At 31.6% G+C, this 24,832-nt stretch carries 19 protein-coding genes, 1 tRNA gene and 1 other RNA gene; 6 read left to right on the forward strand and 15 right to left on the reverse strand.

Translation table 11 applies throughout. The features are described 5' to 3' along the window. Positions 1-21 precede the first annotated feature (21 nt). The 4 genes from EF514_RS09515 to EF514_RS09530 all read right to left on the reverse strand — a co-directional run bounded on the left by EF514_RS09515 (position 22) and on the right by EF514_RS09530 (position 8,188). Complete coding sequence (locus EF514_RS09515) at positions 22-3,435, reverse strand: RCC1 domain-containing protein (protein ID WP_127725218.1); 3,414 nt, start codon at positions 3,433-3,435, stop codon at positions 22-24. Between the two features lie 676 nt (positions 3,436-4,111). Beyond that, a complete protein-coding gene (locus EF514_RS09520) occupies positions 4,112-4,855 on the reverse strand; it encodes an S-layer homology domain-containing protein (RefSeq protein ID WP_127725219.1) in 744 nt (247 codons plus the stop codon). A gap of 125 nt (positions 4,856-4,980) precedes the next feature. Further along, a complete protein-coding gene (locus tag EF514_RS09525) occupies positions 4,981-7,431 on the reverse strand; it encodes a pectate lyase-like adhesive domain-containing protein (protein ID WP_164845586.1) in 2,451 nt (816 codons plus the stop codon). Between the two features lie 680 nt (positions 7,432-8,111). Beyond that, a tRNA-Pro gene (locus EF514_RS09530) sits at positions 8,112-8,188 on the reverse strand. Between the two features lie 121 nt (positions 8,189-8,309). Between EF514_RS09530 and EF514_RS09535 the strand changes: the two genes are divergently transcribed. From EF514_RS09535 to ssrA, 3 genes are all read left to right on the forward strand, one after another. Further along, positions 8,310-8,948, forward strand: coding sequence for an HAD family hydrolase (locus EF514_RS09535; RefSeq protein ID WP_127725221.1), 639 nt, complete (start codon positions 8,310-8,312; stop codon positions 8,946-8,948). Then, on the forward strand, positions 8,945-9,541 hold the full coding sequence (locus EF514_RS09540) for a VanZ family protein (protein WP_127725222.1): 597 nt from the start codon (positions 8,945-8,947) through the stop codon (positions 9,539-9,541). Before EF514_RS09535 ends, EF514_RS09540 begins: the two co-directional genes overlap by 4 nt. A 35-nt stretch (positions 9,542-9,576) precedes the next feature. Then, positions 9,577-9,922, forward strand: a transfer-messenger RNA (tmRNA) gene (gene ssrA, locus EF514_RS09545). 931 nt (positions 9,923-10,853) lie between these two features. Here the strand turns inward: ssrA and EF514_RS09550 are convergent. Beyond that, entirely contained in the window at positions 10,854-11,078 is a 225-nt protein-coding gene (locus EF514_RS09550) for an SRPBCC family protein (protein ID WP_164845587.1), read from the reverse strand. Positions 11,079-11,352: 274 nt separating this feature from the next. Between EF514_RS09550 and EF514_RS09555 the strand changes: the two genes are divergently transcribed. Further along, positions 11,353-11,583, forward strand: coding sequence for a hypothetical protein (locus EF514_RS09555; protein ID WP_205666435.1), 231 nt, complete (start codon positions 11,353-11,355; stop codon positions 11,581-11,583). Positions 11,584-11,655: 72 nt separating this feature from the next. On the opposite strand, the gene EF514_RS09560 is transcribed toward EF514_RS09555, so the two are convergent. The 6 genes from EF514_RS09560 to EF514_RS09585 all read right to left on the reverse strand — a co-directional run bounded on the left by EF514_RS09560 (position 11,656) and on the right by EF514_RS09585 (position 20,448). Further along, positions 11,656-13,560, reverse strand: a complete 1,905-nt coding sequence (locus tag EF514_RS09560) for a vWA domain-containing protein (protein ID WP_127725225.1) — start codon at positions 13,558-13,560, stop codon at positions 11,656-11,658. Between the two features lie 9 nt (positions 13,561-13,569). Next, complete coding sequence (locus EF514_RS09565; protein WP_127725226.1) at positions 13,570-14,736, reverse strand: hypothetical protein; 1,167 nt, start codon at positions 14,734-14,736, stop codon at positions 13,570-13,572. Continuing rightward, positions 14,729-16,789: a P-loop NTPase family protein gene (locus EF514_RS09570; protein WP_127725227.1), complete on the reverse strand. Its 2,061-nt coding sequence runs from the start codon at positions 16,787-16,789 to the stop codon at positions 14,729-14,731. The genes EF514_RS09565 and EF514_RS09570 overlap by 8 nt, the downstream gene beginning before the upstream one ends. A 59-nt stretch (positions 16,790-16,848) precedes the next feature. Further along, complete coding sequence (locus EF514_RS09575) at positions 16,849-18,639, reverse strand: oleate hydratase (protein WP_127725228.1); 1,791 nt, start codon at positions 18,637-18,639, stop codon at positions 16,849-16,851. Between the two features lie 156 nt (positions 18,640-18,795). After that, positions 18,796-19,356 (reverse strand): TetR/AcrR family transcriptional regulator, encoded by a 561-nt coding sequence (locus EF514_RS09580; protein WP_127725229.1) that lies wholly within the window; start codon positions 19,354-19,356, stop codon positions 18,796-18,798. 351 nt (positions 19,357-19,707) lie between these two features. Further along, positions 19,708-20,448, reverse strand: a complete 741-nt coding sequence (locus tag EF514_RS09585) for a cyclase family protein (protein WP_127725230.1) — start codon at positions 20,446-20,448, stop codon at positions 19,708-19,710. Between the two features lie 193 nt (positions 20,449-20,641). On the opposite strand from EF514_RS09585, the gene EF514_RS09590 reads away from it, so the two are divergent. Continuing rightward, a complete protein-coding gene (locus tag EF514_RS09590) occupies positions 20,642-20,992 on the forward strand; it encodes a hypothetical protein (protein ID WP_127725231.1) in 351 nt (116 codons plus the stop codon). A gap of 187 nt (positions 20,993-21,179) precedes the next feature. Here the strand turns inward: EF514_RS09590 and EF514_RS11005 are convergent, their stop codons facing one another. The 3 genes from EF514_RS11005 to EF514_RS09600 are packed head-to-tail and all read right to left on the reverse strand — an operon-like array spanning position 21,180 to position 22,096. Beyond that, on the reverse strand, positions 21,180-21,305 hold the full coding sequence (locus EF514_RS11005) for a hypothetical protein (protein WP_276317189.1): 126 nt from the start codon (positions 21,303-21,305) through the stop codon (positions 21,180-21,182). A gap of 2 nt (positions 21,306-21,307) precedes the next feature. Beyond that, on the reverse strand, positions 21,308-21,493 hold the full coding sequence (locus EF514_RS09595) for a hypothetical protein (protein ID WP_127725232.1): 186 nt from the start codon (positions 21,491-21,493) through the stop codon (positions 21,308-21,310). A gap of 33 nt (positions 21,494-21,526) precedes the next feature. Then, positions 21,527-22,096 carry a nitroreductase family protein gene (locus EF514_RS09600; RefSeq protein ID WP_127725233.1) on the reverse strand — a complete coding sequence of 190 codons (570 nt, stop codon included), beginning with the start codon at positions 22,094-22,096 and terminating at the stop codon, positions 21,527-21,529. Positions 22,097-22,364: 268 nt separating this feature from the next. Here EF514_RS09600 and EF514_RS09605 point away from each other — a divergent pair, with 268 nt between their 5' ends. Then, the gene (locus tag EF514_RS09605) at positions 22,365-23,318 is read left to right on the forward strand and encodes a copper amine oxidase N-terminal domain-containing protein (protein ID WP_127725234.1); all 954 of its coding nucleotides are present in this window, start codon (positions 22,365-22,367) and stop codon (positions 23,316-23,318) included. Between the two features lie 91 nt (positions 23,319-23,409). Here the strand turns inward: EF514_RS09605 and EF514_RS09610 are convergent. Beyond that, positions 23,410-24,832: YfcC family protein (locus tag EF514_RS09610; RefSeq protein ID WP_338067660.1), on the reverse strand; the 1,423-nt coding region annotated here is incomplete at its 5' end.

Raw genomic sequence — 24,832 nt, forward strand, 5'->3', positions numbered from 1 at the left:
TATGTATCTAAGATTTATCCTTTAATCTACCGTGAGAACTATTACGTTTCTCACCTTTCCCTTAGCTTCAACAATAATGGTTAATTCGCTTCCTGCATCTTGCTCTTCAAATCTTATAATTTGTTTTTGCCCGGTTCCTTCATCAATTGCTATAACTTCATTATTTTCGTCATATATTGTAATTATTGAGCCTTCTTCTGCAGTAAACAAAATTCTAATTGAGTCTACTCTAGTAATTTCTATACTTGCTAAGTTTCCTATATCTTTTTCAACTACTTTAGCAAGACCAATATCAGATAATAACTTTTGTCCCGGACCAAAATCCATCGGTCTTCCTGTTTCCTCATCGATAGTGATCGGTCCTTCTTGGAATACAGCTTCTATAGGATAAGGATTTTCTTCATTAGCTATATTTCTCATGATTTTCCCATTTCCATCTCCACCATGTATAGCAGCTAATACATTATAAAATTCTTCATTGTCTCTCGTATCTAACACTCCACTTTCCGATTCAAAAACTCCAAGTAGATTTGATGGATCAAATACATCTATAGGTTTTTTATCTCTTGTAGAGTCTTCGGCATATTCCTTACTGAATATAAAGAATCTACCGCCCTTTTTTTCTTCATTTGCATTAGAAACCCTTATATATGCATAATGTTCATCTTTTTCTACAGCATCTTCTGTTATATCCAGTGCTTCCACTAATATTTCCGATAGCACATTTGAATTTGCTCTATAGTTAAAGACATATTCCACTTCTTCTATTTTTCCATCTATCATCGTAAAATCTTGCTTATCATCCAAAGTTATAGCCGGGTACTTTTGAATTTCAGTTGTCTCTTCTCCAGTATCTAAGTCCAATAAATTCCAACCATCTTTTTCAAATTTATCAGCTTCATAACTAGAAACTTCTACTACGTCATATCCAAAAGTCGGTTCAATATCCTTTATAACTTCATTGCCCTTTAGTATAGGTTTAGAATTTATTACTTCTCCCTTTACATCTAGTGGAAATCCTATTAGTTTTTTAGATTCTTCAAAATCAAGTTTAGTATCTTCGCTGTCATCATTTGTTTTCACAACATTGTCATTAGTGTTAGCGTATACAGGAATATTTTTTACTCCACCATAATCTTCAAAGTTTGATGCATTTCCAACACCATTATGAACAATTGGTGCTTTGGTGTAGAAATTATCAACTATTACTGCACTAACTGTTCCGTTTGAAGTTCCATACTGATTGAATGAAGATCTAACAAATAAAATTCCATTGTCTTCAACTTCAACTGAAATCGGTATTTCTCTTTCTCCCGGTTTTAACGGTTCCGCTTCTCCATCTCTAATAGTTCCGCTTTTATATTTTAATGCTCCATCTGCATCTGTTTTTTCCATTAACTCATCAAATTCACTTTTTACCTCTTTGATTATTCCAGTAACAGGATCAGAAATCTTTTTCGTTTCGCCACTTATATTTAAATTAACAGCATCCGGATTCTCCATATCATATGGAACGAATACCCAGTCCACAGATTCAAGCTCTGAATCTATTACAAGTCCTAAATTATCATCTTTAATTTGCTCAGGTACCTGAGCAGTTAATTTAACTTCCAATGCCCTATAGCTTGGATCATTTTTATAAATTTTTACATTTTCCATTTCAGGTTTTGTAATAACAGGTTCTGTCTTTGTCGGTAAGCCTCTCATATATACAAATTCATAAACATATGAATCAGCAATTCCAACCTTCTTATTATTATATGAAGCATTATATGTGAAGTATTTATCATCATAGTCCCAACCCCAAGCAATTGAGCCTGAACCGTCATTTGATGTTTTAAATATATTTCCAGATAAATCTAAAAATACAGATGATGATCTTTCAGTTGAAATATCATACATATATCCGGGTTGTTGAAATGTAAGGTCAATCCAAGTTTCCTTAGGATCTATTGCAGGCATTCCTTTTTCTTTAGTTCCTTTTTTATAATAATATCCATTTTTATACTCTAATTGATTATGGTCACTATCTAGAACTACTCCATTTTTATCTTTTAACATATATACTTCGTCCCAAGCAGTCGGATGAAGAGTATTAAAGCCATAACCTAATTTCCCATTTGCTATCTTACTGTTTGTCTCTGTAACATATTTAGGAAATTTTTCGCTCCTATCATAAATTTGAGTATCTCCATCACCTATAATTCTAGGATATAGATACGCTTCCTTAGTTCTAACGTCATTTGAATCTTCATAACCACCTTCTCTGGATTGACCAAAGTATCTTCCATCTCCCCAAGCCCAGGTCCTACCTTTTTGGTCAATAAAGAAAGATACTGACTCTCCTGCAAATACTTTTTTTGCAATTGGAGTATAACCAACATAATCAATATCACTTTGAGCTATTTCTACTTTTTCCGGAGTAGATATACTTCTATATGCACCAGCTCCAGCTCTCTCGAAAATCTGTCCCCATTCATATACATTTCCATTACTATCTAAAGCTACATTCCTAGAATAGCTGGAATCTATTGCAACAATATTAGACAAAGTTTCTATTTTATTAAATTCTCTGGTAATACCTGCTGTTCTACCATTTCCCAAAGCTCCATAAACTCCATTGCCCATGGACCATACCGTACCGTCATCAGCTAGAGCTAAAGTATAGTTATCTCCCGGAGCAACTTTTATAAATTTATGTTCATTTGCAGATAGCGAAGTAACTTTTTTGGGTTTAGACAGGTAACCTGCAGCATTTGGAATCCTACCGTTATCAGCATATCCCCACATCCAAACATCACCGTTTATATCTACTGCCGCTACATGGTGTGCCTGATTTGCCTTTGCAGGATAAAAGTCAACTATTTCATTTGGGATTTGAACTTCCACAGGAGACAAATTAGACAGTGAATTAGTTCCATTACCCATTTGACCTTCTAGACCACGTCCCCAAGCATATACTTTCCCTTTATCTGATAAGGCATATCCCGTTTCATAGCCTGCAGCTATTTTCACTATATTTATATTCTTGTCTACAAAGTAAGGAATTCTTCTTAATCCGCCATGATATCTTTGTTGTTCCGCTGTTTGATTCACTCCTGCTCTTCCAGAAATATTGTATCCCCAAGACCAAACTTTCCCTTGAGCATCTAGGGCATAGCCTCCAATTTTTGCTGATGCAGTCTGAGTAAATCTGATTAATGAAAGTTGATCATATACTGGGGCATCTTTACCATAATCAAAATTATAATTTTGAGTTTGTCCTAAGCCCCCTGCCACATTAATGTATCTTTGCAACAAATCTTCTGCTGTTAAATAATCTGTCCCGGGTTCTGTATTCCCTTCAATTCGCGCTTCCACTTTATTCATTGGTGTAACTAAACTGGTAAACATAATAGCTACTAAAAATAAAGTTAATATTTTGTTTTTTTTCATACATCTCCTCCTTGTGAACAATACCTTTGAAATCACTACTTTATAAATTTTATTCCCAGTTTGACATATGCGTGATTTAAAGTATTTTATATTTCTAAAAAACTATTTTTAACAAATCTCTCAATCACATGCCCCCTTTGCTACCCTTAGTGATTAATTTGAACAATAAAAAGACCCAATTACGCATAAAAAAACAATTGAAACATTTTAAATGTTTTAATTGGCAGCAAAACAATACTTTTTTAATGTTCATTTTTTTTATTTATTATAACTGTTTTTAATTTAAAAAGCTATGTTTTTGTATAAAATAAATACAATAAATTATCATATGATCTTTTTGTGCTTTTAAAATACATTTTAGTGGCACCAATGGAGCTTGTAATAATGACGTTCGTAGAAATGTTCTAAAAAAACAAAAAGACTTTTTTTAGAAACCACAATTATTTTCAAATTTTTTATAAAAAAAGTATATATACTTTATTAGTACATATACTTTCTTGAAAAATACTATAAATAACCATCAGAATTATTTTTTAATCTATATTTAAATTCTATTATTTAAAACAAATTTAAAAGGACAAAGTCCTATAAATTTTAGAACTTTGTCCTTATTAACAGCTTAATTATTTGTCCAACTTTTTGGGTCAGTACAAAAATTTCATTTCTTTTTTAATTTTTATTTAGTTACTCCATTAATATCCACTGAAGAATATGAACTACTCCACTCTTTTTCAAGTGCTGACCAATCTCTAACCGGCAACAACTCTTGCCAAACTTCCTTATCAGTTACACTGGTTCTGGTATAAGTGTGAGAATTTGTAGCTTCTTGAACTTGAGCATAGTACCATTCACTAGTGTCAGAATTGTCTGACCATCTCTTCATATCTGATAATAAATTATCTTTATGAGGCGTTCTCTCAAGTACAGAGTTTACCAATGTTGCTGTTTCTGCCCTTGTAATTAGTTGATCAGGTTTAAAACTTCCGTCTTCATAACCGTTTATAAGTCCGTGAGATGCCAATTTCTTAATGGAATCTTCTGCCCAATTGCCCTTTATGTCGGTGAACTTATAATTAGTTAAATTCCCATAATCTGATAGGAATCTTGACGCCATTGTTGCAAATTCACCTCTGGTTATATTTGCATCAGGTTTGAAACTTCCATCAGGATATCCTGTTACAGCTTCAGCATTGCTCATTGTGGAAATTGCATTGTTAAACCAGTCTATACTTTGTATATCACCAAAGTCATTAGTCGTACTCCAGTATTTATTTCTTGATTCATCGGTCATCATTCTAAAGAATATAGTAGTTACTTCCGCTCTTGTAATATTGCCTTGCGGTCTAAAACTTCCATCAGGATAACCAATCATGTAGGCATAGTGATTATCTTTATTTAACTTTGAGGTTATCGTCCCCATTGGCCACCAAGGATTTTCACCATCTATTTTCTCCCATACTGCATAAAGAATTGTATTTTTCTCTATTACAAAAGTATCTCCCTCTACATAAGTCGGTTTTGTTGCATTTTTATCCTCGGACCATCCTAGGAATTATATCCCTCTCTATTTACTGTATTTTTACCTAGAACATTTACAATATCTTTTACTTCATAAATTTTATCATCAACAGGAACTTCACCTGAATTATATCCATTACCATCATAGACAACTATTAATCCCCCAACAAAACTTACATCATAGTTATTATAAGCTTTATTATATTTTACACCTGTAGGATAATTAATGGTCTTATCCCCTGAAAGCTGATTAACATTTTCCACATTTGTATTGTAAACACCTTGTATCTTTGGATATTTAGCCTCATCTAAGTAATAAAATCCTCTTCCCGAAATATTCTCGCTAAATTTTGTATTTTTTATTGTAACAGGTTCATAATAAATAAAGTCATCATCTGATGTCTTTCTATCTTCACTAGGAAGTAAGTTAATTGCTCCACCATTTTTAACAGCTGTATTTTTAGTAAACACATTATTATCTAAATTTATAAATCCGTTTTCAATACTCTCTAAGAAATTTATGGCACCACCACTAAGATTAGCTTTATTACCTTTAAACTCCGTACCACTTACCTCCATCGTTTTAGTCGCATCTACCAGTATTGCTCCTCCATGTGCATTTGAACTATTTTCTTTAAAAGAGCTGCCTCTAATATATACTTCTACCTTTGATGGTTCGGTACTTCCCTGCAATCTAGTTGAATCATTTACATTTATTGCTCCTCCACCAAAATCTGATACTTTATTCTTATCAAAATTCGACTCGGATACTTCAAGTTTTTTTATTCCATCTACTTGTATTGCTCCACCATAATACTTTGTACTATTTCCAATAAACTCTGTTTCTTTAATATTTATTGAAATTTTAGGATCCACATTTAATGATTCTGCACTAATAGCTCCACCATGAGCTTTTGAACTATTTCCAGTAAATTTGGAGTTTTCTGAGATATTTAGATTTATCTTCCCATATACTTTAGAATTGGAAGGTCCATTCCTAGGAGTATAAACACAAATTGCACCGCCATCGCCATATTCAGTACCAGCAGTATTATTGTCAAACAAAGTATTTATTATTTCAATATTCAGTTCATTATCAATGGAATTTTCTGCTTTTACAGTTGTGCCATAAACAGCTCCACCATGAGCTTTTGAACTATTTCCAGTAAAAGTTGAATCGATAATTTTAACATTGTGGTCACTTTCTCTTTGTGGACTTAAATATAACGCTCCCCCATTATCATCATTTTGATTATTTATAAATTTTGAATTTTCTATTAAGGTCTCCCCATGTGAATTTATAGATGCAGCACCTGGTCTATTATTTTCGAAAACAGAATTTTTAATTTCCACTTTTCCTGGTGCCTTTGTCCAACCGCTATAATATATGCCTCCTGAAGTAAACATTGTACCGTTAGTTGTATTACTTTTTAAAGCAACATTGTCAACATTCATATTTACTCTGCCTGAGATATAGATAGGTGCACCTTGTGATCCTATTATATTATTTTCTATATAAGAATTTGCTAGTTTAAAACTGGAATAAGAATTTGAATCTCCTGATGTTTGAATAAAAATTGTTCCACCCCAATTACTATTATTGTTATTATTAAACTCACTATTATTAATTTCTGTACAAACGTAACCTTCAATATTTAAAGCAGTTCCGCCTGAGCCATTACTATTTTCAAAAAAAATACTTTCTTCTATAAGCAAGTTTACCTCATCAGCATTTTTGTAATCTCCAAATATAGTTATAACCCCTGAGTTAAAACTTCCGCCAACTCCACCTTCGATTTTATGCTTTTTAAAGCTACAATGTCTTAAACTTAAATCAGTCTCACTATAAATCGCTCCATTATTATTACCATTAAACTCAACATTTGAGAACGTTACAGATGCCTCTCTATTTTTAATTTTAAACATAAATTCATTTTCAGCTGCATTTCCAATAAAAGTATTATTGTTACCTTCAATTAAAACTGAATGTTCTATTATTAAAGGTTCTTCTATTGTTATATCTCCAACTATATTAATTGACTTAATTGACGAGTCTGCAATAGAAGCTTTTAATTCTTGAAAATCTGTTACTTCAGCTATACTTTCTTTATTTAAAAAAACATCTTCATCAAAAAACTCTTTATTAAAAGTTTCTTTACTATTTCCTTGATTATCTTCTGAAGATTTAGTAGGAGTTTTTTTAACCTCATTTAAATTGTCAGCTTCTGAGAAGTTTTCATTAATTTCCTCAGTCTCATTCAATTTAATAACTTCTTTACTTTCTACATTTTCACTGTTTACTAGGTCTATATTTTCATCCATTAAATTTTCTTCTAAAACCTTAGTCGACTTAATTTGTCCACTTATATCTTCTGCTGCATCTTTTGCCAATGAAGTACTTATAGGTAATATGTAAATGCAAACTACGATAAATGCCAATAAAAATCCTATAACTCTTTTTATCGCATTATTATTCATATTAAACATCTCCCTTTTATATTCTTTACTATTTCAATATATTTATGACTATTATTGTACTTGATAACAATCACTATTTCAAGATATGAATATTTGTATAAATACTACTCAATACAAAAATATGTTAAATTGTTAGATTATATATAAACGTTCTTTTTATATTCGCTAATTAGACACTTATATTAAATAAGATAATTAAATAAAAATATATAAATATTGTGTCGTTCTCCATAGTTAAACGCCTACATTTCTACATAATTTACTATTCTAATATATTTACAACTATTGTACTATTTTTAAAGCAATATTTCTTGCAGCTAATATTTGTATAAATATAATTTCATACAAAATCACATTCCAGTATTGGATCATACATATGTGATTTCATTTTTATATAGGCTAATTAAAAACTTATAAATAATAGGGTTATTAATTAAATAAATTCATAAATCATTTATGAATTTTATACGATTAAATATAGAACATAATGACATTGTTTTATAATTGAAATATAAAAAGTAACACTGATTTAAAAATATAAGATTTTATTAATTCTGTTAGAGATTTGAATAAATACGATAAAAAAGAGCAAAAAAAAGCAGACGCACTCGTCTACAAAATTTCTATTATTAATATGAATAAAATCCTTTTATCCAAAGATTTATTTATAAAAAATATAATGGTCGGGGTGAGAGGATTTGAACCCCCGGCCCCATGGTCCCAAACCACGTGCGCTACCAAACTGCGCTACACCCCGAAGCAATTACTAATAAATTATATGATTTATATTTTCTTTTGTCAAGACCTATTTTGAATTTTAGATAATTGACATCATATTTTTCTCAATATATAATAACTAAGATGAAAAGAGGGATATTATGAAAGCTGTTGTTTTTGATTTAGATGGAACACTTATAGACTCTATGGATATGTGGGAAAATTTACAAAAAACCTTTGTTGAAGATAAAAATTTAATTCTTACAGATGAAGTTTCGCAAACTATGGCCACTATGAGTCTTAATTTAAGCTCTGCCTATTTAAAAGAATATTATAATTTAAAAGACAGTGCCCAAGATATTTACAATTATTTTAAAAAAATTATTATAAACTACTATATCAATGAAGCTAAACCTAAGGAAGATGCATTTGAAACTGTTGAAGCATATAATGACTTAGGATATGATGTAGTTCTTGGTACTGCTACAAATTATGAATTTATTGAGCCTTTACTAGATAGATTTGATTTAAAGAGACATTTTAAATTTGTTCAAACAGTCCATTCAATAAAAACAAATAAAGATAATAGTAAGTTCTTTAAATTAATTTCAGATAAACTTGAGGTTGTTCCTGATAAAATATTTTTATTTGATGATGCCAGATTTGCTCTTAATGCTGCTAAGGATATTGGAATTAAAACAGTAGCTGTCTATGACAAATATTCTGAAAAGTTTTGGAATGAAATAAAAACTGAAAATGATTATGCCATAAAAACTTTTAAAGACTGGGACGTAAAATGAAATTAATACTCTACTTTCTCATTAGAGGGATAATAGTTTTTATTTTGACCTTTTCCATTTTTTCAATAGTAAGAACTAAGTACTTCAGCTATTTAAAGAAGAACTCCTCTCCCAAAAGAGAGGTTTTACTAAGCGTGTTTATAGCTTATATCTCAGTTTTATGCTTATTTTTATTTACACCTAACGTATTAATTGCCAATTCAGGTATAGATTTAAGTGCTGAAAATTTTGATTTTGTTGGCGATTTTAAAGATAGAATTACTTCAGGTGCATGGGGTGTAAATTTAATACCCTTTAAAACCATTATTAGCTATGTTAAGTATTCCAATTTTCACAATGCCTTTTTAAATATTGCGGGAAATATTCTTATTTTTATTCCCTTGGGATTACTTCTTCCAATAATATATAAGGGGTTTAGAAAATTTTCAAAAACTTTTTTAGCCAGTGTTTTTTTCAGTTTATTTATTGAATTTATTCAATTTTTTATAGGCCGTTCTGTGGATATTGATGATTTATTTTTAAATACTATTGGAGGATTAACAGGATATTTAATTTTTCATTTATTATATAAAAATGGAAAAATCAAAGTTTGACCTTCCTTGATTATTCTTATATAATAATAGTACAAGGGGGCGAAATTGGCTTCGACGGGGGTCTGAAACTTTTAGTAGCGAGCCGTTGTGAGGAACAACGATAAAAGCTTCAACAAAAACAAACGATAACGAAAATTACGCGTTAGCTGCCTAAGCTGCAGCTCATCTATTGAAAGAGCCCCACGGCTTTCAAATAGGTGTCAAATTCAGTGGGAAACGAAACTCTGCAAGTTGCCATAACAGAGGGGGTATCAATGGCAATATAGTTTGAAAATCCTGTTAATTGGAGTTTTAAACCGAATCCCAAATAATTAACTGCGCTCGGAGAAACTGACTGGGAAGGGCTTTCGGACGTGGGTTCAACTCCCACCGCCTCCACCATACATACTGTATTTTGTGTTGCTTTAGAACATAAAAATACTTTTTGTTTTAGTATTTTGTATTCTCTTTGTTTTTATTTTCTAAAAACAACTATAAAAATCATATAATATAAAACATTAAGAGAGTACCTTCGTCAGTACTCTCTTTTAATATTATTTCGCTCTATTGGTTTTTCTTTAAGTAAAATTTTAAACTACAGTCGATCTTCTTTCGTTGTTTATCTCTTATAAAGTTTTCCACTTCTTTTGCAATTATTTATCTCAGTTGATTAATTATTGCAATCCCCAAAAGTATTTGTAAAATCATCCACGAAATCGTATTAAAATCATATAACAATTTCATTCTCATCACCTCATACCGATTTTACTTACTCTTATAGCATTATAATAATATAGAATTGCACTCATTTCAAAGATTAATACTTTGTTTTTAGATAGTGCTTTCAGATTTAATCTTTCGTGATATATTGTGATTAACATAATTCTTTTCACATATCACCCCTTTGCCTCTTATTATAGTTTATGTAGTAAGAGGCAATTTTCTGCTATTTAATGGAAATTTCTTATTAAATTTCTTTAAGTCAAGACTAGATGATTTTATAACTTCTTACAAAATTAGAGATATTGTAGTTTTATATTTTAGCGGGATAATTTCTAGTAAAAAGACCAATACAATCTTACGTTTATGAAATAATTTTAACCGGACCTTTAACAGATGATTTAATAAAGGACTATAATTTATAACAAAGTACTCTAATCAATAATCTTCTAGCTTTGTCCTATCTTTAATTAAATATTTATTTTATAACTCTTTAGTTTCTTATAGAACTGATAATATACTTATCACAAAATATATATTCAATACCTTTTCAAAATCACTTGTACTTATTTTTAATCTACTTTCAGCTTATATCTAAGTTATATTGCTCTCTTTATTCTTCAAAATTTGGAATAACTTCCCTAGTCTCCACTCTTCTCTCCAAAGCTTTCTTTAGATACTTTATATATGTACTTTGTTGTTTGTTTAAATATTTTTTGATAAAGGGTTTCATCCAAAATTTTTTAGGTCTAACATCTTCTGTAAAATCAACAGTGGTATTTTCTCCGTCAAAGGTAAATATACCAATCCAATGTCCGCTTATATTTTCGTTGTCCATGTCAAATTCATATGTACTATATGGCTCCAGCTTCGTTATTGTAAACAAGAGTGTATTGATGAGCGTAGTTCTATAGAGTTTTAAATTGATTATAATAAATTTCTAAGGCAGTTTATCTGCTTATTTTGTCTTGTAAAAATACCTTATAGATTTAAAGACCAACTATTTAATAGTTTTTTATAGCACAATTTTTTGCTACCTTTTCACTGTAAGATTTAAGAAAGTAAGAACTATGTTTACATTTACCAATAAATTTATATCAAATGAAAAAAATATGGAATTTTTAAAAACTCACATGATGGGTCCAAATGCCATGCGTCTATCAGAAGAATTGGCATCTCATTTAGAAATAATTGTAAATATTAGTGAAATGCAAAGTACCCAAGAGGCATGGAGTGAATGGTTAAAAGCTTACCATCCCGTTGTTGCCGGAGATATTAAAATGATGGAGGCTGAAGGCGGAAAATATTTTAATATTATCCAATTAATTGCCAAAGTAAAATAATCATTAATTTTACAGTATTTAAAGTTCTAAAATGTAAAATACCGTCTAATAAGGCGGTATTTTTGAATTTAACTATCTACTTCCTATAAATATTTCACTCATATTTTTTGAAACGGCTTTTAATAACTCCCTTGGAAGTTTCCCCACGTTCTCACCTAAAATTATTCCTCGCGGCTTGCTATAATTTTCATTCCAAACGTAATTAAAAACTTTCCTGCTTCGTTCATTTGTCTCTCCTATTTGAAATCCATAAACTTCTACATTTTTATTTAAAAGTTCATCAATTACTTCCCTTGTAGCTCCGGGAAAACTTGAGGCACCGTCGGTAATTTCAAAAATTATTTTTATCAGTTTTCCTTTTTTCAGTTTTCTTTCCTCTAAACTTGTAATTGAGTCGGATATCTCCCTTAGACAATTTGCATCATCTGTGGAGCCGTCTTCACCATTTAATCTGACTATGGATTTTATTATTTCACTTTCCTCTTTCTCCTTAGAACTACTATTAAAGTTCTTCACTTTATGACAATCACTTCCAAAAAAATAAGTTTCACTTAAAGCCTCTATTTTTTGATTTAATTTATTACTATTTGCTTTTAAGTAATTATTGAAATCGTCAATGGATAACAGTGTTACTGCCAAGGCCTTTCTCGCTTCTTCTATTTTTTCTTCATTCATAGAACCCGAATTGTCAATTACAAAGGAAATTTCAATTTTTTCAGGTAAGATTTTATTTTCATCGCTTAATAAGTACCTGTTAAAAAGTTTTAAATTCTTATAACTTCCCTTTTTTTCCGCCTCTATAAAATCAGGATAATACTTAATTAAACTATCTACATCAAGCTTTCCTCTAATCTGCTCTCTTACCTCCACATTTACTTCCCTTCTGGCACTTCCAATTAATTTACGCCAAAATTCTTTCATCAACTCCCGCTCTGTGCTCATTAAGTCCGAATAATACTTAAATGTGAGAAAATCTAATTTACTAATTCCATACTCTTTTAAATTACTTTGCCCTAGATTTTGAGTTTTAGAATTTTTCTGTAACTCCTCCATTTCCTTTAGTATTGTTCTAACTTCCTCTTGACTGGATTCCAGTTCTCCCTTTACTCTTTCTCCTTTAAACTCCTGTCCTTCTAAATCCTCCATACCTTTTCTACTAAAGGACATTTTTGAAATTTCACCTTCCCAAAGTTTTCTATATATTGGGTAAATAAAAGAGCGCACTAAGTCATCTCGCCTTTCAATTCCATCTCCTTTGTTAATTTGTCTTATTAACTCCCCGCGTAAAAAGGAATATATATCTCTATTAAAAATTTTATTTTCAAATTCCTCTTTTACTTCCTCCTTTAACTCAACCCCCATTCCATACAACTCAATATATAAAAAGGTATTTATAAATACCTTGTGGTTCCCCATTTCAAAAAGGCTATCCCTGTTTTTGCCAATACTTTTCATATATGAAATTACTTTTACGAAATTTTCCTCTTCTCTATAAATTGGACAAAGTTGCAAAACTCTTAAAAAAGAATAGTACTTATCAAAGGAATATAAGAAATCTAAAATTTCCCTTTCCACATATTGATAAATTATTTTATCGTTGTAAAATTCTTCTAAATTCTTTTTCTTTACTATACTTAAAATATATTCAGTCATATGTTCAATTTCTTTTCGCCAATCTTCTCTCCTATTTAAATACTTCTTCGTATTATTTTTCCAGTCAGGATACAGGGCAAGCTCATAGTATATGTGGAATAATATTTCATTGTCATCTAACTCTCTTTCCAAAAAACTTGCCAAAGGTAGAAATAATATTCCCTGAGCCGGTTTAAATACAAATTTTTCCAAACATTCATCAGCTACATATTCAAGATTAGAATCTCCGGTAAAGGTTGATAGGGAACGCTTTTCACGCAATAAAAATTCCTCAAAGTGTTTTTTAGATTCCTCTATTAAAGTTTTTTCATCAATTTCAAACATCACTTCACCTCAACTCCTACTCCACAAATCCTCTGCTGTTCTAATTCTTTTTACATCAATTAACTTAAAATTATTATCCAGGTCCACAGCTAAGTATTTAGAATTTTCAAACTGCAATAAATCTGTAAAAAATAAATCTTCATAGATGTTTTTTTCATTTAAACTCCACTGCCCAAAATTTTCTTCAAATAGATACATAATTCCATCTTCGCTTAAAACTATGGCCGTACCCTCTTTAGATACACCATAAAACAAATTACCTTTAAGGGAATAAGATTTTATCGACGATTCTTTAAGTGATACTATCTTTAATTTACCTTCATCACCTAAAATCATTAACTTATCTTTAAATCCCTTTTCATCTTCCAATAAAGTAAGATTTCTAACTTTCCCGGAAAAAATTTCTTCTTTTCTTATAATTTTAAACTCCCCATTACTTACCTCTATTAGGAACAACTTTCCCTCATCCGTCCCCAGAGCAAAAGTATTTTCGTCAACATAAGCCATAGCAGTACAATTAAAAGCATCTGTTTCAAAAACTTTTAATACTTCTTCATCTTTAAACTCCAATAAATTTAATTTCCCATATCCATCCTCTACTACATAGAAATTTTCATTTAAAGCTATACATTTTGAAATATTAAAATTATAAACCGCCCCTAACTTTAAATTTTCAGCAAACTCCAAAGTATTTTTAAATTTGTTTGATTTAAAAAGATAAATCTTATTTTTAGCCGTAAATAAAACCATCTTATCTTTTTCTATTTTTTTGGCCCATACTACTTTTTCTTTTATTTTTTCCAAAGGAGAGCTCCAATTTATTTCAATGGTTTCATCCTTTAATCTATTTATATTTAAAAAATAAATTCCACCTTCCAAAGTATTTACCAAGTATAGTTTTTCATCTATAAAGTATGTTTTTCTTATAGAGCTGTTGTTTTTTATATTTTTAATTTCCAGAGTATCTTCTATATTTATAAAAGTAGTGAAGTTGTCCTTTCCCCTATAATAGGGAACTAAGGCTGTTAAAATTTTGTCCTCTAAATCCGACAACTCCTTAAGTTCACTTTTAAAATTCTCTTCCAATATGCCATTTTCTTTACTTTTATTAAGTTTTCTTCTTAAAACTTCAACTTGCTCTTTAAAGTAAATTCTTTCTTGTAATAAGTCATCCATCTAACTCATCCTCTGTAAGCTCAAGCAGATGTTTTGAATGTTCTAAATGTGACAGTTTTTTATCTAATATTTGATATTGCTCCACATCAATATTAGGCATAATTTCTTCTTTAAAGTATATTTTTAACTCTTGGGGGATTTCTCTTCTCTGATTTTCTCTACCAAAGGCCAAATAAAGTAAATCCAAGTAGCTTAAAGGCATAACTTCAGCTCTGCTATAACTATACTCCCATTTTCTAATCTCACTATAGCTACTTAAAGCACTTCCGATTTTTTTAGTCCTTACATTCCAGCCTTCACTTTCAGAAAAGAAACCAAATCGTACAGCTTGAGAAAGTATATAATTCTGATCATCTGGATTTGTTATTGAACTTATAAAACCATCCCAAAGCGCTTTGCTTAAATCCTTTTCTTCTCCAAAGTTCCAATTGTCCAAAACATTTAAAATATTCCTAATTGAAAGTACTGATTCTTTAAGTTCCACTTCATCTGAACTAAAGGTCTGCTCAATACCGTCATCCCACTTTCCCATAAATACATTTTGAGTTACTTTACTTAGCTGAGCAAATCTAAATAACTCCTCCAAAGTTTTCTTGGGATTGGGAAGATATATATTTCCATTGTCATCTGCAAGTCTGGCTATAATTATTCTAAAAAGTTCATTTTCTTTGGGATTTTCCTGTTCAAAAAGAGAACCTACAATTTCTTGAGGCGGATAATTGTATTCAATTGTAGTAAGACGGGATTTAAAGGCAGGATTAAGTTCATTAGTTCCTTCATAGTTTACATTCTCCGTAGATAGATTTCCCGTTCCAATAAATCCAAAACCCTGTTTAATATATACAGGTCCCACACCTGTAATATAAGCCGTACTTCCAACTCGCTTTTGCAAGATGTCATTTAAGCCTATTAAATTTTGCATTGCTATGGTGTTAAGTTCATCTACAATTACTGTCCTACCCTCTTTTACCGCTATTAAAATCTCTCTTTCTATTTTTTTAATTTCTGTTCCGAAGGCACTGTTACTTGCAACTAATAAATCCGAAAAACTCTTCCATATTTGAATTTTAAGTTGAAGCTGCTCTTCTTCCGTCATCTCGCTTAATGTGTCCTTATGTTCTTCCAACCAACTATAAAAATCTACAATTATCATATTTAAATAATCCGAAAAAGACTTCTCTGAAAAACTTTGCTCCAAGGATAAAGTCTTTTCCACAAACATATCCTCATAAGTTAAATTATAGGACCCTGAAATAAATAAAGGTTGTAACTCCTCTAACTCTTCTTTACTGCCCTTTAGCAGTATGTCGCTATAATATTTTCTCTTCTCTTTATTAAGTTCTATAAATTTTTTAAAAGCTTCTTCTTCCGAACACTCCATATTATCTTTAATCCAATCGTTCATCTCTTTTTCCAATTCGGATTGAATTCTATTCTCCACAGTAAATTCCAAAGCGGCCTCTGTTGCCAGTTGAGTTTTTCCGCTTCCCAAATGTCCCACAATATAGACGGGTTTTCCCAATTCAAGAGAACTTACAACTTTTTCTTTTGCCTCCAGTACATAGGGACTTGTAACCAACTTTTGCTGGTGTTGAGTTTCTATATCCCTAAGTAGTTCTTGTTTATAGTAGACTTCCCAAGCTTCGGGTGACTCCTTTAAAAGAGTTTCCAATTCCCTTTCCAATTCCTTTATTCTATCCACTCTGTATCTTGTTGCGGAATTACTGCTATGACGGTTTGTTTTTTCTCTATTAACTCTTCTCTCCCAGCGCAAGAGAAATTTTTCATAATCTATTGAATTTCTAATTTCCTCCAGTTCTTCTTCTTTTTTTAATTTTTCCCTTTTAATATAATCTTTGTATTTTTTATAATAAAAATTTTCTTCTGTGGTTTTATTAACCTCTACCTTCTCTGTTTTTCGAAATCTTTTTAAAAATATATTTTCCTCTTCATCATAATTTTCTATATTTTGCAATGCTTCATTTCTCAAATCAGTTTCATATAAACTTTGAATTTCCTCTAATGTTGGAATAGTTTTACTTCTACTTTCCATTAAAACACCTCCTACAAGTAGAACTAAATCCCAAACACACAGCTTGGGATTTAATTTCTTTAAACAATTTCATACTCCTTTAAAAGTTCTTCCAGTTCAGTTCCGGCAATTTCTTTTAAAATCTTTTTCTTTATAATCGGAGGTATGTTTATTTCAGGATTTTCACCATCAAGTAAACACTTACCTGCATTTAACAGATACCTTATATCATATCTTGAAGCAAACACCTCAGGAACTCCCTTTTCAACTCCGGTCAATACATATACAGCCTCCATTGCAGTACGTCCTGAATATTCAATTGTAAATACGGTGTCACGTCCCGGTTTATCCAGCGTTTCAGCAAACTGACCTATAAAGGCAAAGTTAACAGCTTTTTTAGGTACTACAAATGGACGGTCTCCAAATTCACGAGGCATAAACTGGGAAGTTATATAGGGCATCATCACCGGTACTGCACTACAGGTTTCCGCTAATCTCTCAATTTCATCTACAGGAACACCTATGTGGTACAGCCATTCCTTTGTAATTTCCTTGCCTGTACAATCTCTCATCGGCTTCTTTATATAATCTCCCGGCACGTCGGAAAACAATCCATATACCCAAACGACAATGTCATTTTCCGGTTGACCATAATACTGTTCCTGACGATTTATAGTCCAACTCATTAGCCATGAAGAGTCTTTTGCGGTAACTATTCCTCCGGTCACTGTCCTTCCTCCATAAGGTGAACGTTTTGTAATCTTTTCAATATACTTAGGAACTTGATCGTCATGACAAGTTACTGTACAGGATTCCCAATTTGATTTTTCAACGTCAGTACAGAATTTATCAGGATTTCCAAATTCTTTAGACTGAGCTGCAATATTTCTCCATAACTTCCAGCTTCCTTCAACTTCCCTGTTAAAAGGTGCAGGTGTGTGGTCGTCGCCATAGCCTGAACTTTCAGTCATTGAACCGTTAGTTATAAATACCAGATCATTTTCACTTAGATCAATGGAAATATCCTTTCCGGATTTATCAGTTGCAACTATTTTTTTAGCTACCTTCTTTGATTCAGTTATTTCAAACTCTACATTTTCAACAGTTACTCCATATTTAAAATTAGCTCCATTTTCCTCTAAAAACTTAACCATTGGTTTTACAAAGGAAGTATATTGGTCATGTCTTGAAAATTGTAGTGCAGATAGGTCAGGTAGTCCTCCAACGTGGTGAATAAAACGATTCATATACAATTTCATTTCAAGGGCACTGTGCCAGTTTTCAAAGGCAAACATAGTTCTCCAATAGGTCCAGAAATCACTTTCTAAAAACTCATCTGAAAATACATCTTCCATAGTTTTGTTTTCCAATGATTCATCAGACTTAGTTACAAAGAGAGCTAATTCCTTTGCCAAATCCTGTCCCAAATTAAACTTTCCATTGTCATACCTCTCCCCTTGATTTTCAGTTATACGACAGTTACTGAAGTTAGGATCGTCATAATTTGTATAATAGAAATAATCCAACACCGACATACTGGGATCCTCTGTAGACGGAAGAGAGCTAAATAAATCCCAAAGCACCTCAAAATGATGTCCCATTTCACGTCCACCACGTGCAACGTAACCTGCAGTTCTTACATTTCCGTCAAGAGAACCACCTGCAATATCCAGCTGCTCTAAGAAAGTGATTTTACTTCCCTCCATTTTTGCATCTCTGATTAAAAAACATCCTGCAGCAAGGGCAGCTATCCCCGTTCCAACTAAGTAAGCCTGCTTTTCATCAACACCTTCAGGTTTTCTTGCATTTACCAAAGTGTGATAATTTCCATTAGTTAAAGTTAATCTGTCATCATAAGTTTTAATTTTCATATTTATCCCTCTTTCTAAAATCTCTTAATTTCTTTTGTAATTACATAGTACTATTTAAAAAAAGGACTTTCATTAGATAAAGAAAGGGTGGTGTCTGATTTTTAGACACCACCCCAAGATTAACTGTTTTTTAGGCACACACTGTAAAATGCCCAACTATAGGCTACCGCTTCTACTTAGAGACCTTTCAATATTTCCGTCAAAAAGCTTTCCGATTCGTTTTATTACAAGATTGGGATCTTCTTTCATTCCCGTTGATATCCAGCGAAGTACCATTTCCGTTAAGGCACATTGGTAAAATTCCTTAACCATTATCTCATCTTCCTTGCTTGCTCCTATATTCCTATTTACTCTCTCTACATACTTTCCCATTACCTCTCCCGCCACATTGTATATGTAATCTCTCAACTCTTCTCTTTGCATTGAATTGTATATGTGGTAAATTGCCTTTTTATTTTCCAGAGCAAATCTACTTGCTGAAATAAAACTATCCTCCCATGAAAGAGTATCATTATATTCATTAATAAAGGTTTCAATTTCCTTTTGAAAAATTTCGGACAATAATTCGTATATATCCTCATAATGGTAATAAAAAGTATTTCGATTAATTTCACTTCTCTCTGCAATTTCTTTTATAGTAATTTTACTAAGCGGCCTTTCATTTAACATTTCTATAAATACACTTTGAATGGTTTCCTTTGTATATTGTTTAGCCATATGAACCTCCAAGATTAACTTTTCTATTTAAGTTTGAAACTGTAGCTAAGCTATTTAAATAAAATTATTTTAATAAGTTCTCATACTTCTTTACTTTAGTTTAACATAAAAACAAAAAACTGTGAAAATAAAGCATGCTTTACCCCACAGTTTAAATTAGCATAATATAACCTTTACTGTAATACTCTTTTGGTATAATTCAGCACAAATACTAAACCACCTTATACTTCTTTATTTATAATCGCCTAAAGTTCACTGTCTCTTTTATATTCTATCCTGAAAAGAAATCTTGGTGACCTATTGAAAAATTATCTTCATTATATATTAATCTACGTTTTAAATATTTCTTTTTTAGTTTTTAGGAATTATTGCAAAGCACCTTGCAGGATATCCGCTACCATCTACCAACTTTGGAAAGGTACAGAAAATCAATCCGCCCTTTGGAGGACATTTTTCCACATTCTTTAACAATTCAATTTGAATTCTATCCTGATCTAAAATATAGTATTCCACTTCATAGTCAGTCTTTCCCGAAGAAATTGGAGATTCCGTATCAGAAGTTTCATGTCCTATTGCTCCTATTTTTCTATTCTCAACTAGGTACTTTAAAGCTTCCAATCCCCAACCCGGAAAATTTCTGTTACCCTCATCGTCAAAGTTATCCATGGTTTTAGGGTCTCTTTTTGACCATCCGCTTTGAAAAACTACAAAAGCTCCTTGAGGAATTTCACCGTACTTTTCTTCCCACTCCTTAATATCTTCAACAGTCATTACATAGTTATCATCTTCAAGTACTTTTTGCTCCAAATCAATTACACATAAGGGATATACCATTTCCTTAATCTCTATCTCATCTAAAGTCCTTCCACCCTCTACCATATGGAAGGGCGCATCAACATGGGTTCCGTACTGTCCCACTGTTTTATAGGCGCTGGCATTAAATATAGAGTTGGTTAAGTTACACTTTTCTTCAACCTCAAGATTATCCCAACCTATCCAATGGGGAGTATTAGGACTTAGCTCATAAGTTAAATCCACCCACTCATAATCATTTTTTAACTTATCCAATACCTTCCAAAGACTTAAATCCATATTAACACTCCTTTTTAATCTGTTTTAAAACTTCAAATTTTTCTCTTCAAACAATCCTCACTTTAAAGTAATTCTACCATACTTACAATATCCGATAAACATATTCTGATAATTCAATCTGTTGACATTTTTTTCAATATGCTGTATAAAAAATTCAGTGAGATTTTTAAAATATGTTTTAAAGGATAGGGTTATGGATAATAAATTTAATTTTCGCTATAAAAAATCTGTAAATACTAAGGGCAGCTATTATACAGATTACTATAGAAAAAACGGATATGATATTGATGAAATTACAAAAATTAAAGAGCTTCGCGTCTTTGAATCCGTTAGCGGTTTTGTATTTGGCGGAACTCATTTTGACATCTTGGATTACCGCAGAAAAAAAGACAATCAAAGAGTACTTGCCGCACTTAGGTATATGTCTGATGAAAAGGGAGTAATTGAAGAATTATATGTTACGGAAATACCAAATGATTTCAAATGGTCAATAGAGGACTATGTTGAGGCCTTGAAAGGCTACATTGAAAATTCAAATCATTAACTAACTGTACATTTTAACCTATTAAGTTTTTAGGTCTTGAAATAGATACGCAAGAAGTTGACAAGATACTTAATAATATGGAAAAAATGTTGGAAATAATAAATTCAACTCTTTCAAAGGAAGGGACAACTACAAATTTAATATGTATTTTAAAACGTGAATATAACCCGGAATAAACCCGGGTTATTTAACTATCTGCTCCCTTTTTTAATAATTCTTCAGCAAAAATCAGCAAACTTATAAAACTAAATAAAGCTGCGGCAAAAATGCCAATTAAAGTAAAGATTTGCAAAACTTTTGAATAAGTCCTCATAATCACTCCTCCTTAGGATTAGGTTTTTCTACTTCTCCCTTTCCATTAACAAGCTTTTTCTTTTCACATCTATCGTTAATTAAAAGTCCCATGGTGAAAAAAGAAAATATGGCTGTCTTTATAACAGCTATTAAAATTATAACTTCCAGCACACTTGAAAAAATTCTTTGTTTTTTAAAACCCCTCATATTTCCACCTCTTCTTATTTTTACATCTCCGACCTATAAAAATTTAACTCTTCCATCTTTTCGAACTGTTGCCCTTCCCTCTTCCAAAGCGTATCCCAAAGTTACACAGCCAACAAGTTTACCTTTTCCTGGAGCATAGTACCTGCGGAGTTCATCTTCAATAAATCTTGGTGATGTTTGCCAACAGGAGCCTATTTCCTTTGAATATGCCATTAGCAGCATATTTTGAATTCCCGCTGCCACACTATCATACATTGCTCCAACAATATCTTCATAATCTTTCTGTAAAAAAGCCAGTATAACCGCATCTGCATTCCCCAAATCTTTAGTGAAATCTAAAGTTTCTCGTATTATTTCCTCGTGGCGGGGTAAAGACTTCTTTAACTCTTCTTCCAAAGACGGAAGTATACCCTGAAAGTAATTTCTAACTCTTTTCATTTCACTTTCACTATGTATTACCACGTAGTACCAAGGCTGTCTATTTTGACCTGAGGGAGCCCAAATTCCCGCCTCTACAATTTCACGTAAGTCCTCTTCACTTATTTTTTTATCAGAATATTTTCGAATACTCCGTCTGCCTTTTATAATATTCAACAAATTCATTTTCACAGCTCCCAATTAAATTAATTAAAATCCTATCTTACTTTACTTTCAAAAGTTTCGAAATTTTTGAAGGTTTATGTTTAAAAAACTTCCAACCTTTATTAAAAATAAATTTTCTGCTTATACAACCTTAAAATTGTTTTAAACATTGCTCTTTTCACCTAAAATATACCCTCAATTATTAAATTTTCACTTCCCCATGAAATTTTTATGTTAATATAAAAATGTAAGTTGTTTCAGTTTATATTATATTTAGGAGGGTGATTAAATGTTAAAAAAATTGTTGTTGGTACCGGTTTTAATTTTATCCTTGTTACCTGTAAGTGCCTTTGCTGAAAGTACTACAGATATACCCGAAAAGGAATATGTACTTCATAACGGTGAAATTAAATCTATTGTAAAAGAAGAGGACGAAAAAACTATCTCTGAAATATTGTTTAAGTACAATGAAGATGACAAGGAAAATGAAATACGTCTTTCCATTTCCGACAAGACTTTAATTTTAAATGGAGAAAATTCTGAAAAAGCTAAAGCTGAAGATATAGTGGAAGGCGCTGAAATAACTGTGGCATATCCATCAAAGACTCCAGTTGGAATGAGTTTTCCGCCTGTCTTATCTCCCAAGTTAATAATTATACAAGGCGAGACTCCTATATTTTTAAAAGTTAGTAGTTTTAATGATTCTCTAGTAAGTTCGGATAACCTTTTAAAATTAAATCTAAGTGAAGATGTTAAAATTCTAGATGAAAACTTAACTGCCAAGACAGCAGAAGACATTAAAGGTAATACTTTAGCTGTACTTTATGGTGTTTCTACCAGGAGTATTCCTGCACAAACTACACCAAACCTAGTAGTAATACTTGATAATAATGTAGAGCAAACTGAAGATAAAGAGCCTATGGAAGTAAATAGAGAAAAGATAGTTATAGGCGGCGAAGAAATGACTTTAAAAAATTCCCTTCTCAGTGATGATCTCTTTCCTTTAAGAGAAATTTCCGAAAGTATGGAATTTAAAATTACTTGGAAGGACTCCGATAAGTCCATTGAAATAGAAAAGGACGATTTAAAAGTTACAATTTTAAATAATGAATATGAATCAGAAGTAAATTTTGAAAATCCTAAAAGAGTTCAGGGAGTAACTTATGTCCCACAAGAATTTTTTAGCGAGTTATTAAAAGTAAATGTTACTTTGGAAAATGGTGTTTATCAATTTAAAAATTAATGTATTCTAAGCGATGACTATAATAAGTTAAATTTTTCAATACTGACATAGAAAAAGAGTTAATTCTTAGGAATTAACTCTTTTATTATATTTAAAACGGTCCATAACCTATACTTACTGCAACCATCATAGCAATTATTGCTATAACTGTCCAAGCAAAGAATAATTTTGCAAACCACTTCATCCACTTACCCCAAGATATTCCTGCAATAGCAAGTCCTGCCATTAAAGGCGCTCCTGTTGGAGTAAACAGGTTTGTTAAACCGTCCCCCATTTGGAATGCAAGTACTGCTGACTGTCTGGTAATTCCCAATACATCGGCAATAGGTACCATTATAGGCATAGTTACTACAGCCTGACCTGAACCTGAAGGCATTATAATATTTATTATAGCTTGAACTACGAACATCAACGGTGCACTTATTATGGCAGGAAGTCCCTTTAATACGCCAGTAACTCCATGTACTATTACGTCTAACATTTTACCGTCAGCCATAACTATAGTAAGCGCTCTTGCAAAGCCAACACAGATACAAGCATACAATAAATTGTGAGCACCTTTTACAAAAGAATCTACAGTACCGTTTAAGCCCATACCGCCAAGTAATCCCATTACTACAGTTAGCGCTATAAACACAGCTCCCATTTCAGTTATATAAAATCCATGTACTATTACACCATAAATTATTACACCTACACCTACTAAAAATGATAATAGTACTGCGATATGTTTTCTTGTGAAATCCACATCATCAATTTGCTGATCTCTATACTTGCTATGTTTATCTTCCTCATACATCAAACTTAATGTAGGATCCTTTTTTATCTTTCCGGCATAGTTCCATATGTATATTATTGCAGTTATTAACAATACCGTCCAAACTACTAATCTAAAACCCATACCACTGTATACGGGAAGTCCCGCTATTTGTTGTGCTATGGCTACGGTAAATGCATTCATAATAGCTCCCATATAACCAACACATACACCACAAAGTCCTAGAGCAAGTCCCACTATTGAGTCAAATCCCAACGCTAAACACAACATTATTTGCATAGGTACAAAGGCCAAACACTCTTCAAAGTTTCCAAGAATTGAACCGCCAAGCCCCCAAAATACTAAGAAAAACGGAATAATTAATCGTTCTCTACCCTTTAATTTCTTAACCACTTTATTTATAAGTGCATCTAAAGTACCCGTATCCTGTAAAACTCCAAAAGCTCCACCTATTATAAATAAAAAGTTTATAATTCCAGCTGATTCGTTCATACCTTTAGGTATGGACATAAGCAATTGCCACAGAGATACCGGAGATTGTTCAACGTTATGGTAACTCTCAGGATCTACCATTTCAATACCAGTAGTTTCATCTACATATCTGTCATATTCTCCAGCAGGTACAACATAGGTTAAAATTGAACAGATAATCAATAATGAAAAAATTAATACTAGGGCATCAGGCGCCTTAAATTTCTTTTTAGTTTTTTCCACAATGTCACTTCCTTTTAATTTT

This window comes from Anaerosphaera multitolerans, assembly GCF_004006535.1.
GTDB lineage: Bacteria > Bacillota > Clostridia > Tissierellales > Peptoniphilaceae > Anaerosphaera > Anaerosphaera multitolerans.

What these genes read in the sequence shown, in the direction of transcription:
- EF514_RS09570 (WP_127725227.1), bottom strand. Translation starts at nt 16,789, where the DNA reads ATGGAAAGTAGAAGTAAAACTATTCCAACATTAGAGGAAATTCAAAGT.
- EF514_RS09605 (WP_127725234.1), top strand. Translation starts at nt 22,365, where the DNA reads ATGTTAAAAAAATTGTTGTTGGTACCGGTTTTAATTTTATCCTTGTTA.
- EF514_RS09600 (WP_127725233.1), bottom strand. Translation starts at nt 22,096, where the DNA reads ATGAATTTGTTGAATATTATAAAAGGCAGACGGAGTATTCGAAAATAT.
- EF514_RS09590 (WP_127725231.1), top strand. Translation starts at nt 20,642, where the DNA reads ATGGATAATAAATTTAATTTTCGCTATAAAAAATCTGTAAATACTAAG.
- EF514_RS09535 (WP_127725221.1), top strand. Translation starts at nt 8,310, where the DNA reads ATGAAAGCTGTTGTTTTTGATTTAGATGGAACACTTATAGACTCTATG.
- EF514_RS09595 (WP_127725232.1), bottom strand. Translation starts at nt 21,493, where the DNA reads ATGAGGGGTTTTAAAAAACAAAGAATTTTTTCAAGTGTGCTGGAAGTT.
- EF514_RS09560 (WP_127725225.1), bottom strand. Translation starts at nt 13,560, where the DNA reads ATGTTTGAAATTGATGAAAAAACTTTAATAGAGGAATCTAAAAAACAC.
- EF514_RS09520 (WP_127725219.1), bottom strand. Translation starts at nt 4,855, where the DNA reads ATGGGGACGATAACCTCAAAGTTAAATAAAGATAATCACTATGCCTAC.
- EF514_RS09515 (WP_127725218.1), bottom strand. Translation starts at nt 3,435, where the DNA reads ATGAAAAAAAACAAAATATTAACTTTATTTTTAGTAGCTATTATGTTT.
- EF514_RS09555 (WP_205666435.1), top strand. Translation starts at nt 11,353, where the DNA reads ATGGAATTTTTAAAAACTCACATGATGGGTCCAAATGCCATGCGTCTA.
- EF514_RS09585 (WP_127725230.1), bottom strand. Translation starts at nt 20,448, where the DNA reads ATGGATTTAAGTCTTTGGAAGGTATTGGATAAGTTAAAAAATGATTAT.
- EF514_RS09540 (WP_127725222.1), top strand. Translation starts at nt 8,945, where the DNA reads ATGAAATTAATACTCTACTTTCTCATTAGAGGGATAATAGTTTTTATT.
- EF514_RS09550 (WP_164845587.1), bottom strand. Translation starts at nt 11,078, where the DNA reads ATGGACAACGAAAATATAAGCGGACATTGGATTGGTATATTTACCTTT.
- EF514_RS11005 (WP_276317189.1), bottom strand. Translation starts at nt 21,305, where the DNA reads ATGAGGACTTATTCAAAAGTTTTGCAAATCTTTACTTTAATTGGCATT.
- EF514_RS09575 (WP_127725228.1), bottom strand. Translation starts at nt 18,639, where the DNA reads ATGAAAATTAAAACTTATGATGACAGATTAACTTTAACTAATGGAAAT.
- EF514_RS09565 (WP_127725226.1), bottom strand. Translation starts at nt 14,736, where the DNA reads ATGGATGACTTATTACAAGAAAGAATTTACTTTAAAGAGCAAGTTGAA.
- EF514_RS09525 (WP_164845586.1), bottom strand. Translation starts at nt 7,431, where the DNA reads ATGAATAATAATGCGATAAAAAGAGTTATAGGATTTTTATTGGCATTT.
- EF514_RS09580 (WP_127725229.1), bottom strand. Translation starts at nt 19,356, where the DNA reads ATGGCTAAACAATATACAAAGGAAACCATTCAAAGTGTATTTATAGAA.